This is a genomic window from Fibrisoma montanum, from assembly GCF_003583365.1.
GTDB classification, from domain to species: Bacteria; Bacteroidota; Bacteroidia; order Cytophagales; family Spirosomataceae; genus Fibrisoma; species Fibrisoma montanum.
The window spans coordinates 18,962-33,798 of the sequence record NZ_QXED01000020.1; the positions used below are offsets into that span (position 1 = coordinate 18,962).

General features: G+C 57.6%; 13 protein-coding genes. 7 read left to right on the plus strand and 6 right to left on the minus strand.

Annotated elements, in window-relative coordinates:
* Positions 1 to 169: 169 nt before the first annotated feature.
* The 4 genes from DYU11_RS32510 to DYU11_RS32525 all read left to right on the plus strand — a co-directional run bounded on the left by DYU11_RS32510 (position 170) and on the right by DYU11_RS32525 (position 4,075).
* Complete coding sequence (locus tag DYU11_RS32510; RefSeq protein ID WP_199736868.1) at positions 170 to 1,393, plus strand: hypothetical protein; 1,224 nt, start codon at positions 170 to 172, stop codon at positions 1,391 to 1,393.
* A 224-nt stretch (positions 1,394 to 1,617) separates the two neighbouring features.
* Positions 1,618 to 2,061 carry a DMT family transporter gene (locus tag DYU11_RS32515; protein WP_119671930.1) on the plus strand — a complete coding sequence of 148 codons (444 nt, stop codon included), beginning with the start codon at positions 1,618 to 1,620 and terminating at the stop codon, positions 2,059 to 2,061.
* Between the two features lie 92 nt (positions 2,062 to 2,153).
* The gene (locus DYU11_RS32520; RefSeq protein ID WP_119671931.1) at positions 2,154 to 2,732 is read left to right on the plus strand and encodes a PD-(D/E)XK nuclease family protein; all 579 of its coding nucleotides are present in this window, start codon (positions 2,154 to 2,156) and stop codon (positions 2,730 to 2,732) included.
* A 98-nt stretch (positions 2,733 to 2,830) separates the two neighbouring features.
* Entirely contained in the window at positions 2,831 to 4,075 is a 1,245-nt protein-coding gene (locus tag DYU11_RS32525; RefSeq protein ID WP_119671932.1) for an MDR family MFS transporter, read from the plus strand.
* Here the strand turns inward: DYU11_RS32525 and DYU11_RS32530 are convergent.
* Entirely contained in the window at positions 4,056 to 5,225 is a 1,170-nt protein-coding gene (locus tag DYU11_RS32530; RefSeq protein ID WP_119671933.1) for an alpha/beta hydrolase family protein, read from the minus strand. The genes DYU11_RS32525 and DYU11_RS32530 overlap by 20 nt on opposite strands.
* Positions 5,226 to 5,452: 227 nt before the next feature.
* Here DYU11_RS32530 and DYU11_RS32535 point away from each other — a divergent pair, with 227 nt between their 5' ends.
* Together DYU11_RS32535 and DYU11_RS32540 are read left to right on the plus strand one after the other, a co-directional pair.
* On the plus strand, positions 5,453 to 6,304 hold the full coding sequence (locus DYU11_RS32535) for an SPFH domain-containing protein (protein WP_119671934.1): 852 nt from the start codon (positions 5,453 to 5,455) through the stop codon (positions 6,302 to 6,304).
* Positions 6,305 to 6,365: 61 nt separating this feature from the next.
* Positions 6,366 to 6,551 carry a type II toxin-antitoxin system antitoxin gene (locus DYU11_RS32540; RefSeq protein ID WP_119671935.1) on the plus strand — a complete coding sequence of 62 codons (186 nt, stop codon included), beginning with the start codon at positions 6,366 to 6,368 and terminating at the stop codon, positions 6,549 to 6,551.
* A 73-nt stretch (positions 6,552 to 6,624) separates the two neighbouring features.
* On the opposite strand, the gene DYU11_RS32545 is transcribed toward DYU11_RS32540, so the two are convergent.
* Both DYU11_RS32545 and DYU11_RS32550 read right to left on the minus strand, forming a co-directional pair.
* The gene (locus tag DYU11_RS32545; RefSeq protein WP_119671936.1) at positions 6,625 to 7,470 is read right to left on the minus strand and encodes a sugar phosphate isomerase/epimerase family protein; all 846 of its coding nucleotides are present in this window, start codon (positions 7,468 to 7,470) and stop codon (positions 6,625 to 6,627) included.
* Positions 7,471 to 7,642: 172 nt separating this feature from the next.
* On the minus strand, positions 7,643 to 8,467 hold the full coding sequence (locus DYU11_RS32550) for a phytanoyl-CoA dioxygenase family protein (RefSeq protein ID WP_119671937.1): 825 nt from the start codon (positions 8,465 to 8,467) through the stop codon (positions 7,643 to 7,645).
* Between the two features lie 164 nt (positions 8,468 to 8,631).
* On the opposite strand from DYU11_RS32550, the gene DYU11_RS32555 reads away from it, so the two are divergent.
* Positions 8,632 to 9,495, plus strand: coding sequence for a helix-turn-helix domain-containing protein (locus tag DYU11_RS32555; RefSeq protein ID WP_119671938.1), 864 nt, complete (start codon positions 8,632 to 8,634; stop codon positions 9,493 to 9,495).
* Positions 9,496 to 9,500: 5 nt separating this feature from the next.
* Here DYU11_RS32555 and DYU11_RS32560 read toward each other — a convergent pair whose 3' ends face one another.
* The 3 genes from DYU11_RS32560 to DYU11_RS32570 form a co-directional block, all read right to left on the minus strand.
* Positions 9,501 to 10,763 (minus strand): FG-GAP repeat domain-containing protein, encoded by a 1,263-nt coding sequence (locus tag DYU11_RS32560; RefSeq protein ID WP_119671939.1) that lies wholly within the window; start codon positions 10,761 to 10,763, stop codon positions 9,501 to 9,503.
* Between the two features lie 69 nt (positions 10,764 to 10,832).
* Positions 10,833 to 13,703, minus strand: a complete 2,871-nt coding sequence (locus DYU11_RS32565) for a PVC-type heme-binding CxxCH protein (RefSeq protein WP_119671940.1) — start codon at positions 13,701 to 13,703, stop codon at positions 10,833 to 10,835.
* A gap of 144 nt (positions 13,704 to 13,847) precedes the next feature.
* On the minus strand, positions 13,848 to 14,612 hold the full coding sequence (locus tag DYU11_RS32570; protein WP_119671941.1) for a cupin domain-containing protein: 765 nt from the start codon (positions 14,610 to 14,612) through the stop codon (positions 13,848 to 13,850).
* Between the last annotated feature and the right edge of the window lie 225 nt (positions 14,613 to 14,837).

The window sequence follows — 14,837 nt, forward strand, 5'->3', positions numbered from 1 at the left end:
GGCGAAACACCAACAAACACCGCAGGTCATCATTCGGCTTGCGGTGTTTGTTTTCAAGCGGTTACGGGTCCGGCTACGCCGTAGAAATTAACCCGCTCAACGCTTGTGCAAACTGGTTTGCCGAATACATTTGCAGCATCACCGCCCCTCATCCAACCGGTCATTCACTGTGCGCATCGGCTATCTCCTTTTCTGGCTGCTTCCCGCGCTGGCGCTCGCGCAGAAGCCCGTTCCGCCGGCGTTTCATCCGGACCCGAAAGGGGCCCTCGGTCAATACCGCGAAAGCCTGACGCGGCTCCGGCAGGAACACCCCAGCCGCAGCGATCTGCCTGACCTGAAATTTTTTCTGTTCGGCATGGGCGACCGGCTGAAGCTGATTTACCGCGACGGCCGGCTGCTGAACGCCCTCACGGGCAACATTGAGGAGCAATGGCGGGTCGAGCGGGCGGTCATCGTTCCGTCGGAGTACCTCGTCCACCTGACGCTGGCCGGCGAAACAGACAGTCTGTCACGAACGATTCAGATTCGGGAGGATGAGAACGGAGTCTGGATTCTGCAGCCCGGCAAGCGCCCCAGGCTCATTCCCGGCACCCGAAGCCGGCTGTCGCTGCCCACCTTTGCCGACAAGGCCTATGGCCCGGTGCTGCGGGTGCTCCATCAGGAAGTGCTCATCAATATCATCAACGGCCGGCCAGTACCCAACTTTCTGGTGTACACCCGGCCGTGGTTCCGCGATGCTGCCCTGATGGCTATGGTCCTGCGTACGACGGATAACCTGCATCTGATCCGCGACTGGATCATGGCCATTCGCGACCCGTTCGACCGCAACAATCGCGGCATTGCCGAAGCCGACAACCTTGGGCAGGTGCTCTTTCTGATCTCACTCGTTTCCGACAAGAGCCACCCGGCCGTTGCTACGGTGCTGGACTCCGTCAGGCGGTTCGAGAAAAACGCCTACATCGTCGGCAAGACGGATTATGCCGAGCATCCGGTGTTTCAGACGAAGTGGCTGAAATACGGCCTGAAGGCCATGAACCTTCCCGACCCCTACGTCATCCCGGCGCAGTACGACAGCTATTCAGCCCTGGTCTGGTGGGCATACCAGGACCAGCACGTAGCGGGCAAACCAGTTGACGAGGAAGCAGGCCGGAAATACCCGTATCTGGCCTGGGCGGAAGATAACTTTTATGGCCGTTCCAATGCTACGGAGAAACGCGGCCTGTTCGGTACCCTGGATTATCCGCTGAGCTGGGAGCAGCAGGCCAGCCGTGCGCATTATCCCAGCCTGACCGTACTGGATCGCGATCTGGTGAAGCAGAAGCTGGCGTTTCCGCATACCTGGCACGCAGCCGAAATGTTTCTGTTATTAAGTCGGCAACAACTTAACAAGTAGATTTTTGACAATTTGGTTTTCTAAGGTATCATAGGTTAGTAAGGCGGGTTGCGGCCGGGCGGTATTGGGTTCGGCCGCACTTTTTTCAATACCCGTTCCGACCTCAGCGAAGCCCGCCCAACGCCCGATCCGGCCACAAACCACCACCTGCGAAAAGACGCTCCCGGGACACAGCATCCCGCGTCGGATACCTACCTTTGCAATTCGCTTGTTCTGCTCTGACTATGACGTATTTCTTTTTGCTGCTTGCCTTCCTGACCGGCATCGCCGTTACGGTTCAGGCGGGTGTGAATGCCAACCTTCGCTACATGATGGGTAATCCGGTGCTGGCGGCTGCCATCTCCTTCGGCTCCGGTTTCCTGACGCTTATACTCACTCAGCTGCTAACGGGCGGACCGCTGCCCGCCCCCGAGACCATTCGTCAGGTGAGCTGGTGGAAATGGACCGGCGGCCTCATCGGTGCCGTTTACGTAACGACGGTCATCGTGTCGGTGCCGCGGATCGGAACAGCCAACCTGGTAAGCCTCAGCGTAGCCGGACAGCTTCTCGCGGCCGTTATCCTCGACCATTACGGTATGCTGGGCTTCACGGTGCACCCGGTAAACGGCTGGCGCTTACTCGGCCTCGCCCTCATCATCGGCGGGGTGCTGCTGGTGGTCAGAAACTAAGTTCTTGGTTAGTGGTTTGTAGTTAGTGGTTTGTGGTTCGTAGTTAAACCGGGCGGGGTAACCATAAACCACAAACCACAAACCTGAAACCCATGATCAAATACCGCTTTTACCCGACGTTACTCAACGTGTTCTCGCGCTACGTCAGCGGGGGAAATTTGTCTGTTCAGGCTTTGATCGATACCATCAATCGGGTGCCGACACCCACTACCGAAGCGCAGGAACGCGGTATTTCTTTCGAAGACGCGGTTGTTAAAGGCGAAAACGAAGACCGCTTCGACCCGGACATCCTACGCAAAGTCCGGAAGCTGCTCCCCCGCCCAATCGTCGATACGCAGGTGTACTGCCAGTGGGAAATTGACGACGTACTGTTTTATGGCTACGTCGACCTGATCGGGAAGTTCAAAGCCGTCGACATCAAAACTACGGCCTCGTACCAGGCCAACCGCTACGTGCATAACCACCAGAATCTGTACCTCCATGCCCTCAAGCGCCGGGGTATCAAGCTGATGGAATACGTAATCACCGACTTTACCGATGTGTACGTAGAAAGCTACGCCCTGACCCACCCGATTGAAAAACAGATCGAGGAAATCCGGCTGTTCAAGGCATTCCTGGAAGAACACCGCCCCCTGATTACCGACAAGAAAATCTTCGCCGACGGCGATTAGCCCCGTCGGTTGGGCTGGTAACCAAAAAATAATACCGTTCAGGAAGTCCCGGGGCTACGGGACTTTTTTGTTGCTGCCCAACCGGCGACCTTTGCGGTATGGTACAACAAACGCTACGCCTTTACCGGAATGCTTACCAGGGTCTTTCGCCGTCGATCTGGCTGCTGGCGGGGGTGATGCTGATCAACCGCTGCGGAACGATGGTGCTGCCGTTCCTGACGCTTTACCTGACCCAGCACCTGCACTACAGCCTGACCGATACGGGTATCGTGATGGCCATCTACGGGCTGGGCGCTTTTGTCGGAACCTTCCTCGGCGGTCGGCTGACGGACCGGTTTGGCTTCTATTACACCCAGCTGTTCAGTCTGCTGTTCAGTGGTTTTTTTCTGCTGGGGCTTCAGTTCGTTACGAATTTCTACGGGCTCTGCGTGAGCGTATTCACATTTACACTGCTGGGCGATGCGTTCCGGCCGGCCAACCAGGCGGCCATTGCGCATTACAGCGAAGCCGACAACCGCACGCGCGCTTTCTCGCTGAACCGGCTGGCTATCAACCTGGGCTGGGCGGTGGGGGGCGGCTTTGGTGGGCTGCTCGCCAGCGTCAATTACAGCCTGTTGTTCTGGGCCGATGGGCTAACGTGCATCGTAGCGGGCCTGGTGCTGTGGGGCTTTCTGCCGGTTCCACCCCCAACGACCACCCAATCCCAGCCGGGGCAGGAACCCGTGCGGGTTATGTCGCCGTACCGCGACGTTCCGTTTGTGCTGTTTGTGGGCCTGTGCGCCCTGAACGGCCTGGTGTTTATGCAGTTTTTTTCGCAGCAACCCCTGTATTTCAAGCAGATGCTTGGTTTGAGTGAAGCCCAGATCGGACTGCTGATGGCACTCAACGGCATCCTGATTGTGTGCGTGGAGATGGCGCTGATCTACCGGCTGGAACAAAGCATACGGCAGAAATCCACGATTATCGCCGTGGGGGTAACGCTCATTGCCGGCTCCTTTCTGATACTCAACCTAACCGACTGGCCGGGCATAGCGGTGGTGTCGGTAGTGATCATTACGATTGGGGAGATGCTGGCCCTCCCGTTTATGCTCTCATTCGCCGTGGAGCGCGCCGGTACGGTCAACCGGGGCGAGTATCTGGCCCTGTACTCTATGGGCTGGGCCTTTGCCCAAACCGCAGCCCCGGCCTTTGGCTCGCAGGTGGTTACACACGCCAGTTTTGGCGCATTGTGGTTCGCCGTGACCGCCCTCGGCTTACTGGCGGCCGGTGGTTTCTGGTGGCTGGGTCGGCGGGTCGATCAGCCCGCACCGGTGGCCAGTCTGACTACCGAAGCAGCGACATAACAGCCTCGTCGCCCTGAACCGCCCGCGTCGGTAGTGGATGCTCCGCCGTAAAGACCTGCAGCGCAGCGGGCTCCAGAATGGTGTTGGGGCGTTCGTCGATCTGCCCGTTCGTCAGTACCCGATTCAGGTCCAGTTGCAGGTGTCTGGCCAGAAACCGGTAGGCCGCGGCCCGCTTGGAAGGCCCGTAATCGTGTCCTTCGTCGGGGAGATGTACGTTCTCGACCTGCTCCAACGCATCATACAGCCGGTACACGCGCTGAACGTACGGAAACTCAACCTGCGGGGTATTCTTCGTCCAGTCTTTCCCATCCGACACCAGCAGCAGGGGCCGGGGAGCGGCCAGCGCGGCAATTTCGGCATTGCTGGTTTCGTGGGTCGGGCGTTTGTGGATGGGCATACCGCTTTCGCAGGTGCAGCCGCCAAAGAAATGAGCCGATACCATCACGACCGGGGCCGCTACTTTCACCCGCGGATCGAGGGCCGTCAGCAGAAACGTCTGCGTTCCCCCACCTGATTCGCCCGTTACGCCAACCCGACTGCTGTCGACCTCCGGCAGGCTCAGCAGAAAATCCAGCGCCCGCCGGCTGTTGATCGTCTGCAGCGTCAGCGCTTTGGGAAGCTTATGGCTGCACTGTCTGGAATCGCCGTAGCCGAGCATATCGAAGGTGAACACCACCGCCCCCATGCGGGCCAGCGTAGCGCACCGCTGCTGGACGTACTCGCGGTAGCGGGCATCCAGACTGGGCAGGTGCCCGTGCGTACACAACACAGCCGCCCGTTTACCGCCCGTTCCGGCAGGCCGGTACAGATTGCCGGTCACAAAAAAGCCGGGCAGGCTCTCGAACGCCACGTTTTCTACGGTATAGCCGTTCATCGACCGCACGCTATGCCGGATGGGGTTGAGCGGAGCCAGAGCCGGTTGTGCGTCAAGCGCCATGCCATCGCGGATTCCCTGCCGAATCAGAGCCGCCCGTTTTTCCCAGGCCGCCCGGTCGGGGTAGGTCCGGGCCGCTTCCCGCAGTTTTTCGGCTCCCTGCGCTTCGGAGTAATAAGCCCCCTGCCGCAGATCGGGTTTTTCCGGATTAGGCTGCGCAACAGCCTGCAGGGCGACGGCCAGGCAGATGTGGACGAGTAGAAAACGGGTCAGCATACAAAAACGGGCGTTTGAAAAAAGGCGACGACGCACCACAATGGTATGATAAGAAGAAAGACAGCCCTGCTTTTTACTGATGGTTCAGCTACCAGACAGCCTTGCCCCTGCCACTTCACCCGGTTCTGTTTCAGCCTTTTCGTACGAATTTACCGTTCGTGTAGATTTTCCTTGGAAACCCAACGAATCGTGGTAGTATTGTGCTATCAATTTGATATCATAACACCATGAATGAAAAACCGCTTACCTCCCTGTCAGGCTACCTGCTGCTGCTGATTGGCCTGTTGCTGCTTATTTCGTCGGCCTTCCTGTTTGTCAGAGGAGCCATTGCGCTGGCCGTTCCTACGCTGATCGTTTCACTCGTTATCCTGATGGGTATTACGGTTATCAATCCCAACGAAGCCATAGCGTCTACGCTCTTTGGCGACTACGTCGGTACCATGAAACAAAACGGTCTGCGCTGGGTGAATCCGTTGTACAGTAAAATCAAAATCAGCCTGCGGGCCCGTAACCTGAACGGCCAGACCATCAAGGTAAACGACAAGATGGGCAACCCGATCGAGATTGCCGCCGTTGTGGTTTGGCGGGTAACGGATACGGCCAAGGCCTTATTTGAAGTGGATAACTACCAGTTGTTCGTGCAGATTCAGTCGGAAGCGGCCGTGCGGTTTCTGGCCAGTTCGCACGCGTACGACAATATGGAAGATGAGCATGAGACAGTTACGCTGCGCGACAATACCGGACAGATCAACCAGTTTCTGGAACAGGAGCTGAACGCCCGGCTGGAGCGCGCCGGTGTCGACGTAGTAGAAGCCCGAATCAGCCACCTCGCCTACGCCCCCGAAATTGCCGGGGCGATGCTGCAGCGTCAGCAGGCTACGGCCGTTGTGTCGGCCCGGAAACAGATCGTGGAAGGTGCCGTCGGTATGGTAGAAATGGCGCTGGCCCGACTGGCCGAAAAAGACGTAGTGCAGTTGGATGAGGAGCGAAAAGCGGCCATGGTTAGTAACTTGCTGGTTGTCCTCTGTGGCGAAAAATCGGTAAGTCCGGTTGTTAACGCGGGGACTCTGTACACCTAGTTGATCGGCCGGTGAGTCACAGCTTATGTGATTCACCGGCCGATGTTGCATAGACTATTTTATGGCGAATGAAAAGAAGGCGTTCGTGCTGCGCATCAATCCCGATACGTTGAAAGAACTCGAAATATGGGCCCAGGAGGAGTTCAGGAGCGTAAACGGCCAGATCGAGTACATTCTGAATGATGCGCTCCGAAAGCGAAAAAAACGGCCTAAAGACCCTACAGACAACGAGCCGGCAGCGTCGTAGACGCTGCCCGGGCTTCGTTTTTGCGTTCCGGAACCTGGTGTTTTTGCTTACTCCCTTTCGCCCTTACCCGGCTTTAGTCACCTCCGTAAGTCGGCGCATAGGTTTCGGCGGCATAGCGTTGTTTCAGCAGGTGGAGCATCGATACGTTGATGTCCCACTGGCTGGCGATCGGCATGTTCGTGAACGGGATGGTGGGCAAATAAGGCGCCGGCCCGAACTCGGTGTTGATGGTGAGTTGTTCCACCCCTTCGGCCCGCCGACGGGCCACGATGGCGTCCCACCAGCTCAGGTGCACGTCGAGGGCCGCTTTCCATTCCGGCAGGCGCGGGTCGGTTACCTGTGGCCCCTGCGAATGACCTACCCGCGAGTGGATGTGATACGCCCGCTCACAGGCCAGCGCCACCGCTTCGGGCTGCTGCTCCAGCAGTGACTCGGATACGCAGCACCAGTGCGAAAAATCGGCGGTAATCTTCAGGCTGGGCAGCCGGTCGAAATAGTCCCGGGCCACGTGGGCCGCAAACAGCGCCTTGTTGCGGTGAGTCTCATGGTAAACGGGTATGCCGGTGGCCGCTTCCCTATCGGCGGCTAGTCCGAACAAGCGGGCATTCTGCTCCGGCGTAAAGTAATCCTTACCGGTCTGCGCATTGATCAGCACAGGCCGGGCCGACGCCAGGTGGGTAAGGTACCGTTCATACTGACGGGCGTGCTGGTCAAAATCCCGGTCGAACGACTGGTAATACTGACCGATCAGCAGCAGGTCTGACCCGGCCAGCGCGTCGAGCATCTCGGCCCGCTCCGCTTCCGAAAACGGTACTTCGGCTTCCACGCCGTCGTATCCGGCGGCTTTCACCTGCCGGCAGAAAACCGGCCAGGACAGGGCTTCACTTCCCCAGCGGGGACAAAAAAATCGAATCGTCATTGGTTAAACCAGCGTGATGGGCGTAGGACCGGATAGCAGACACCGGACTGACTACGAATTGATTGGCCGTCAAATATAAGCCAGCATTGGTCGTCGGCAGCCAACTATCCGGTATAATCGGAAAATGACCGGTTCAGGTTACGCACTCGTCCGTTCGCAGTCCGGGCAATTGCTACTGAACATTAAGGGTAATTTCCTCTTCTTTGGCGAGGAAGTCAGCCACCGAGAGCTTCTGCACTCCGCTCGCCAGTAAAGCCTCGTCGGGCACAACGCTGATCGGCGTGATGCAGGACAGGTGTTTCTCCCGGAACGGTACGTTGTAGCTCAGGTTATACGCCGAAATGATCGACCAGCGGGGCTTATCGGACCGGTTGGCATCGGAGCGGTGGAGCAGGTTCGCGTGAAAGAACAGCACATCGCCCGGCTGCAGCGTGACGTACACCAGCTCACTGTGCTTCCTCGCTTCTTCCACAAACGCCTGATCGGCCCCCTGCTGCTCACCGACAAAGGTGTGCTCAAACCGCTGCATTCTGTGCGTACCCGGCAGCACCTGCAAACACCCGTTTTCGACGGTTGCTTCGGTCAGGGCTACCATCACCGAGATCATCGCTTCGGGGTAGAGGAAGCCGTTCTTGTACCAGTAGCCATAATCCTGATGCCACTCCCAGGCTCCGCCCGTGTGCGGTTCTTTCTGCATCACCTTCGAGTGAAAGTGACAAACGTCGCCTGCGGGCCCGAGCAGCGTCCGGACGGCGTTGACCAGCCGCTCCGAGCGTGACATGAGCCCGAACGAATCATTGCCGGGCGTGAACCAGAGCGTCAGTTTAGTGGCCCGGCCCTCGGTGTCGGTCAGGTCCATCGAGTGCCCCGTTACGGTGTCGTCGGTGGCTAATCCGTACAACACATCAATCTCTTCGGGGCTGAAGAGCCCGCGTTTGATGAGGTAACCGTCCTGTTGATAAGCCGCTTTCTCGGCCGATGTGATGTTTTTTTCCATGGTAAAGGATGCCGCAGCGGGCGTTCAGGGTGACAATGTGTTCTTGCTGAATACTATACAAAGGAAACCACACCGGCCGAGCAGTACCACCGCTTTTGTCGCAACTTTATCCGTTATATTTAGCTTATTATTCATTCTGGCGGACTAATCGCTACAGATAGCGCATGAAAACCCTTATCCAGAAACTGCCGCTGAACCACGCATCGTCGTTTGTAGCCCGGACGTACCAGACGCCGTACTTCGAAACGCCCTGGCACCAGCACACCGAAATCGAACTGGCTTTAATCCGCGAGAGCGAGGGTACGGCGTTTATCGGCGATGCGCTGATTGAGTATCACCCTGACGATGTATACCTGCTCGGCGAAAACCTGCCGCACTGGTTTCGGAAGGCCGACACCAGCGCTGTCGGCAGTTCCATGGTGGTGCATTTTACGAAAGACTTCTGGGGACGGGCGTTTCTGGACTTACCCGAGCTGAACGCCATCAAAACCCTGCTGGAGGTTTCTGTGCAGGGCCTGCGGCTGCGGGGAGAACTTCGTTGGCGGGTAGCCGGACAGCTACGTATCATTGAGCAGCAGCAGGGGTTTACGCAGTTGGCAACCCTACTGGACTGCCTGCACCTGATCAGCCAGTCGGGGGAGTACACGCGCATTAATCAGTCGCCGGTGCTGACGTATTCAACCACCGACCAGGCCCAGATTCATACGGTGCTGGAATACACGATGACTCATTTCCAGCAGAAGATTCGCCTAGACGAGGTCGCTGCACTGACTCACCGCAGTGTTTCGGCGTTCTGTCAATACTTTCGGAAAAGTACGAAGAAGAGCTACGTGCAGTTTCTGACCGAAATCCGGCTGGCGCACGCCTGCAAACTGCTGACGACCACCAGCCTGCCCGTAACGCAGATCTGTTTCGACAGTGGTTTTCACAACTGGGCCAATTTCAGCAAGCACTTCAAACAGCAGCTTGGCATGGCCCCCAGTCAGTATCGACGGCAATACAGCGCCCCCCAACTGCCTGAAGGGTAAGCCAGTCACTTCATCCGGTTCTCGAACAGGTAAACGCCGTTCTTGTTTGCTACGACGATATCCGTTTTTCCGTCGCGGTTCATGTCCTGCGCCACGATGTTGAGACCCACCCCGGAATCGTTGTCGATGACATGTTCTTTGTAATACGGGGCTTTGCCCGGCGTAAACTCAAACCACATCAGAATTGGCGGATCGCTGTCGCCGGGGTCGTTCCCGTTGTGGGCCAGAAAACGCTTGCCGGTGATCATGTCCCGGCGTCCGTCGCCGTTCAGATCGACCATCATCGTAGCGTGGGTCTGCGACGTGGTGTTGCTCATCAGGTGCGTCCGGAAGTTGATGTTCCCCTGCTCATCGGTCACCTGCTCGTGCCACCAGACGCCCAACGCGTGCGCCGATGCACTGACGACATCGTTTTTCCCGTCGCCGTTTACGTCCAGCACCTGCATGTGCGAACAGGGTTCGCCCAGGTTGGCCGGGTGAAACGCCCAGTTGCCCCCTGTTTTGTCGGCGGTTCCCTGAAACCAGCCTTCCCGGATCACGACGTCGCTGAAGCCGTCTTTGTTGATGTCGCCGTAGCCGATACCGTGGGAGAACATCTCCGTACCGGGCACATTCGGCTTACTCAGGGCGAAGCGTTTCCACTCCGTTTCGCCGGGTTTCGACGGGGCCTTCAGCCAGACAATCTGCTTCCGGGCTTTGTCGGCGCACAGGATATCGAGCCGACCATCGCCGTCGATATCCACAAAATTCGGCGACTCGTTGGCGATACCGACCGAATCGGCCAGGATGTGCTTTGTCCACGCGCCCGCTGCTTTGCCTTTCGGGTTTTCGAACCAGAAACCCGGCTTGCCAGGATAGTCGATGATAACCACATCGTCCCACCCGTTCTGATCGACGTCCATACCCATGCTCAGGAACGTATTGCTGTACTCCTTGCGCGGATCGAACGTACGCGACGGGGCCATTTCGTGGCGGGTCCAGTTGGGCGCTTCAAACCAGTAATAACCAGCCACGATGTCGAGCCGGCCATCTTTGTTCAGATCGACCACGGCCGCGCCTTCCGACAGGAAATCGCCGGTTAGCTTCGTTTTCTTGAAGTCGTTTGTCGGCACGAAGGGTTTCGCCGGCGCCCGTTCGCTTGTTCCCGCTTTTTCAGCTTGCTGCTGCCGTACTTTAAGCAGGGTTTTGTCCTGGCTGTAGGCAGTGGCGATACAGCCCAAAGCCAGCAGGCCGCTTACCACATGCCGGTTCACTACGTTGATTTTCATAGCTCTGATTACCGATTACGTTTACCCCTGAAGAACGGTCGACCGTTCTTCAGGGATTGGGGGTGTTCTTTACTCGCCCAGCACTTTGGCAAGCACCATCTGAATTTCGTGGTTCTCGTGCGAATGGTTCAGCTTACCGACACGCTCGTTCAGTTCCTTCAGCAGCTTCTTGGCGTCGTCTGTACCAATGGCCGCCACGCGCTGAATGGTGTACGGCAGGTGCTTCGGCATCTTTGACTTCTGGGCGAGAGCCAACGCCCGCTTCATGTCAATAGCGGCCAGCGGTTCGGCCGCATACCACAACATGAGCGGCAGGTTATGGTCATCCTTGTTTTCTACCTTCTGGACGAGGGCATCCAGTACGTCCCACCGCTGCGCCGGATCGATCCGTTGCATGGCAGAGGTCAGGTACAGCCGCACCAGCGCCGACCGGTCGGTCGAAGCCAGTTCGGTGAAGCGTTTCAGGGTCTCCGGCGATACGGTTCGGTCTTCCGCCAGCAGTTGGATGGCCCAGCTTCTGACGTATTCACTCTCATCCGACAACAGCGCGGCCAGTTCCTTCTCGGTCAGGCCCTGCGTGACATGCAGTGCCCAGAGCGCCCGAAGTTTGCGGGTGGCATCGGGGTTCTTGGCCAGGATGTCTTTCAGCGCTTTATGTACTTTTTTATTCGGTCCGCGTTCCTGCAAAAGGGTTCGGGCCTGCCGCACGTACCACTCGTTGGGATGGAGCTGGTAGTTGACCAGGTCCATATCCGACGCCCTGGACAGATCCACCTGCACCCACTTGTCGTTGTCGTGCGTGATTTTGAAAATACGGCCCATCGTTTTGTTATGCACATCCGGATTCGGGCTGTGGCACTGGTTTTTGTCGTACCAGTCAATGGCCCAGACCGAGCCGCTGGCGTCGTACTTCATGTTCAGCCACTGCGACCACGAATCGTTCATGGCCAGAAAATCGGGCTTGTGCGTAACGGTGTAGCCCGAACCCTCCCGAACCGGATGGTCCTGGTTCAGCCTGGCCCCGTTGATGTTATTCATGAAAATATCGTTGCGGTACTCCTGCGGCCAGCTATTACCGAGGTAAATCATAGCACCCGCGTGGGCATGTCCGCCCCCCGCCGACGCCGACCGGAAGTTACCCGCGTGAGGGCCCCGCTCCCCGACCCAGTGCCGGTGGTCGGCGTGGGTTTTGATGTCATCGTAGGTGTAGGGGTTGAAGTGGTTGCCGGCCTGCCGCTGGTAGCGCCCACCCTGAATCATGTGGTACATGTGCGGAATCACGCAGGCCGTAATGAACGCGTGGCCGTAGTCGTTGAAGTCGAGCCCCCACGGATTACTGGTTCCTTCAGCAAAGAGTTCAAACTGCTTCGTAGTCGGGTGGTAGCGCCAGACACCGGCGTTAAGTTTGGTCCGTTCCGAATCCGGGGCGCCCGGTTTGCCTACGTTGGAGTGGGTAAAGACGCCGTGAGTACCATACAGCCAGCCGTCGGGTCCCCAGCGGAGGCTGTTCAGGGTTTCGTGGGTATCGTCGGTCCCCCAGCCGTCGAGGAGTTTCTGGGGTGGGCCGAGGGGTTTATCGTTTTTGAAATCGGCGGGAACGAACAGCAGATACGGAGCCGCTCCAAGCCATACGCCCCCCATCCCAACTTCAATACCACTGACGAGGTTTAGCCCTTCCATAAACACCTTGCGCTTGTCGAGCGTACCGTCGCCGTTGGTGTCTTCAAGGATAAGAATGCGGTCGCGGCCCTGCCCTTCGGGTGCCGGAACGGGGTACGTATGGCCTTCAACGACCCAAAGCCGGCCGCGGGCGTCGGTCGTGAAACAGATCGGACGAACGACATCCGGCTCGGCGGCTGCGAGGGTAACCTTGAAGCCTTTGGGCGGAGTCATGGCTTTGGCCGCTTCCACGCCCGACAGGCCGGCGTTGAGCACCGGATCGAGGGGAGGCAGGATGATAATGTCTTCCCGTTTCAGCTCGTTGGGGAAGTTCGGGCGGGTCGGGTAAAAGCGAAAATCATCGAAATTGATGTGCGCCCATTTATCGTTGGGGATGTACGGAATCTGCGAAATCCCGGTCTCGTTATCGATGATCCGGATAAATATCTCCTGATTCAGATAGGGTTGCAGATCCACTACGGCCGGCTGCAGGGTAGCCCGCCCCTGCCCGGTGATGGTGTAGATAACGGTGTTGGTCCCGGCCTGCACCAGTTCGACCCGGGTGTCCTGCAAGGCCCCACCCGATACGTTAAAGGCGGCAAAGGGTTGTGTTACGGGAAACGGCGCTGAGGTCAACGTTCCGGTAAGTGTATAGTTGGCCGTTCCGCCACTGCTCAGAAAATGCTTCCCCTCGAAGCCGATCGTCATGTCTTTTTCATGCACCGGCGACGGGTCCTGAGTAACGAGCGGTTTGGCAAACGCATCGCCCGTCGCTGTCCAGTCGGTCAGGTTGCCCGTCTCAAAATTAAGGTTCAGCGGCTGTCCGTTTTTCATCGGCAGTTGTCCGGCAACGGTAGCGTTGGAAATGACGCCGTCCACTACCTCAACGCTGCCGACCATACCGGCCGCCCGGTGACCCGGCACCGAACAGAAATACGTATCATTTTTATCGGCGGTGAAGCTGATTGTGGTTTTACTGCCTTTCTCCTGCAGCGTCTTGCTTTTGATGCCCAGCTTTTCCAGCACAATGTCGTGCGTCATGGTTTCGCCGTTGGTGACCGTAATGCGGACCCGGTCGCCTTTGTTGACCTTCAGCGTTGGGTTGCGGGCACCGTTCGGGGCAAAATACCCCAGCATAGTTGCCTCCAGGGCGTACTCCCGGTCTACCTTGTCGGTAGTCTGCCCGGTTTTGGCCGCTTTGGCATTCTGAGCCGCGCAGTCGGGAGCGGGGAAAAGCCAGACAACAGCAAGGAAGGTTATGATTGAAGGTAATCTATTCATAATCGAAGGGCTTACTTCGTACAATTTGACTAAAAAATTCAACAAAATTACAATCTATTCTGGTTTTAACCACAATCCTGCGCTGGCAGGCGTCCGTAATCGTTTGCCGTTATCCACACGGCAACTGGGCGAATTTGCTACTGGCTAATCAAATGTCAGCGTCAGATACCGACAGGCCACGGCTCCGCGGTTTTGAACGGTATGACCTACCCCAGACGCCAGGAACACCACATCTCCCTGCCTGGCCGGTTGTGCCACGCCGTCAATACGGGGGGTTACGACCTTATCCAGCACGATCAGCAGCTCAGTTTCCGGATGCGTGTGGGCGGGGTGGCTCGACTCGCCGGGGCCAAGCACCGTCACGGCTAACCGCATACGTTTGGCCATCAGCGTAGGTCCCTCAAACAATACGTCGTCACCCCGCTCCGCCGAGGTAGACACTGGTTTAGGGGCGTCAACCCAGACCGATTGGCCCATCAGCCGATACAGATCGAGATCGGGCACTTCGTTGGAGGTCAGCCGGATCTGGTAATACGTGAGCGGCTGCGGAGTTTTGTTTTCCAGCTTAAAGAAGTCGCCGGGCATGACCAGGACGATACGGCCGGGACCCAGCTCCCGTTGTTCCTGCCCAAGGGTAACGGTCAGACGCCCTTCCTTGACAACCAGAATAGCCTCCTCGTCCAGCTGCTGGTCGGGCTGCGCGGGGTGATTGGCCCCCAGCGTAATGGCCTGAACTGTTACGTTCGAGAAACCGTGGGTCTCCCCTTCCAGCAGCGTGCGCTCTTCATACCCGGCTGCTTTCCGAAGTACCGGTGCTTTATCCCACGCCAATACGGCCGGGGCAAGGGCTTGACCGAAACCTGAACAGGGAACAACTACGATGAGCCAGAAAAGCAGGCAAAATCTCATGAAGGCGACGTAAACAGCGATTAGTCTATAAAGGCGGGATGCTGTGCAACCTAACCGGTATATTCTTGATGGATTTGCTGGCGTCGGATTCCGGCTTCACCAGTATCGGTAACTGAGCTGGATCAGCCACAAAAAAAAGCCCCAGCACCTGGTTAGGGCTGGGGCAAATCGGGCAATATGCATGCATAACGCGCCGACGGGTGTTTTATTGTGTAGTCTGAAACT

Excerpts from the sequence above, each read along its gene's own strand:
- DYU11_RS32515 (WP_119671930.1), top strand. The coding sequence starts at position 1,618 with ATGACGTATTTCTTTTTGCTGCTTGCCTTCCTGACCGGCATCGCCGTT.
- DYU11_RS32520 (WP_119671931.1), top strand. The coding sequence starts at position 2,154 with ATGATCAAATACCGCTTTTACCCGACGTTACTCAACGTGTTCTCGCGC.
- DYU11_RS32525 (WP_119671932.1), top strand. The coding sequence starts at position 2,831 with ATGGTACAACAAACGCTACGCCTTTACCGGAATGCTTACCAGGGTCTT.
- DYU11_RS32530 (WP_119671933.1), bottom strand. The coding sequence starts at position 5,225 with ATGCTGACCCGTTTTCTACTCGTCCACATCTGCCTGGCCGTCGCCCTG.
- DYU11_RS32535 (WP_119671934.1), top strand. The coding sequence starts at position 5,453 with ATGAATGAAAAACCGCTTACCTCCCTGTCAGGCTACCTGCTGCTGCTG.
- DYU11_RS32540 (WP_119671935.1), top strand. The coding sequence starts at position 6,366 with ATGGCGAATGAAAAGAAGGCGTTCGTGCTGCGCATCAATCCCGATACG.
- DYU11_RS32545 (WP_119671936.1), bottom strand. The coding sequence starts at position 7,470 with ATGACGATTCGATTTTTTTGTCCCCGCTGGGGAAGTGAAGCCCTGTCC.
- DYU11_RS32550 (WP_119671937.1), bottom strand. The coding sequence starts at position 8,467 with ATGGAAAAAAACATCACATCGGCCGAGAAAGCGGCTTATCAACAGGAC.
- DYU11_RS32555 (WP_119671938.1), top strand. The coding sequence starts at position 8,632 with ATGAAAACCCTTATCCAGAAACTGCCGCTGAACCACGCATCGTCGTTT.
- DYU11_RS32560 (WP_119671939.1), bottom strand. The coding sequence starts at position 10,763 with ATGAAAATCAACGTAGTGAACCGGCATGTGGTAAGCGGCCTGCTGGCT.
- DYU11_RS32565 (WP_119671940.1), bottom strand. The coding sequence starts at position 13,703 with ATGAATAGATTACCTTCAATCATAACCTTCCTTGCTGTTGTCTGGCTT.
- DYU11_RS32570 (WP_119671941.1), bottom strand. The coding sequence starts at position 14,612 with ATGAGATTTTGCCTGCTTTTCTGGCTCATCGTAGTTGTTCCCTGTTCA.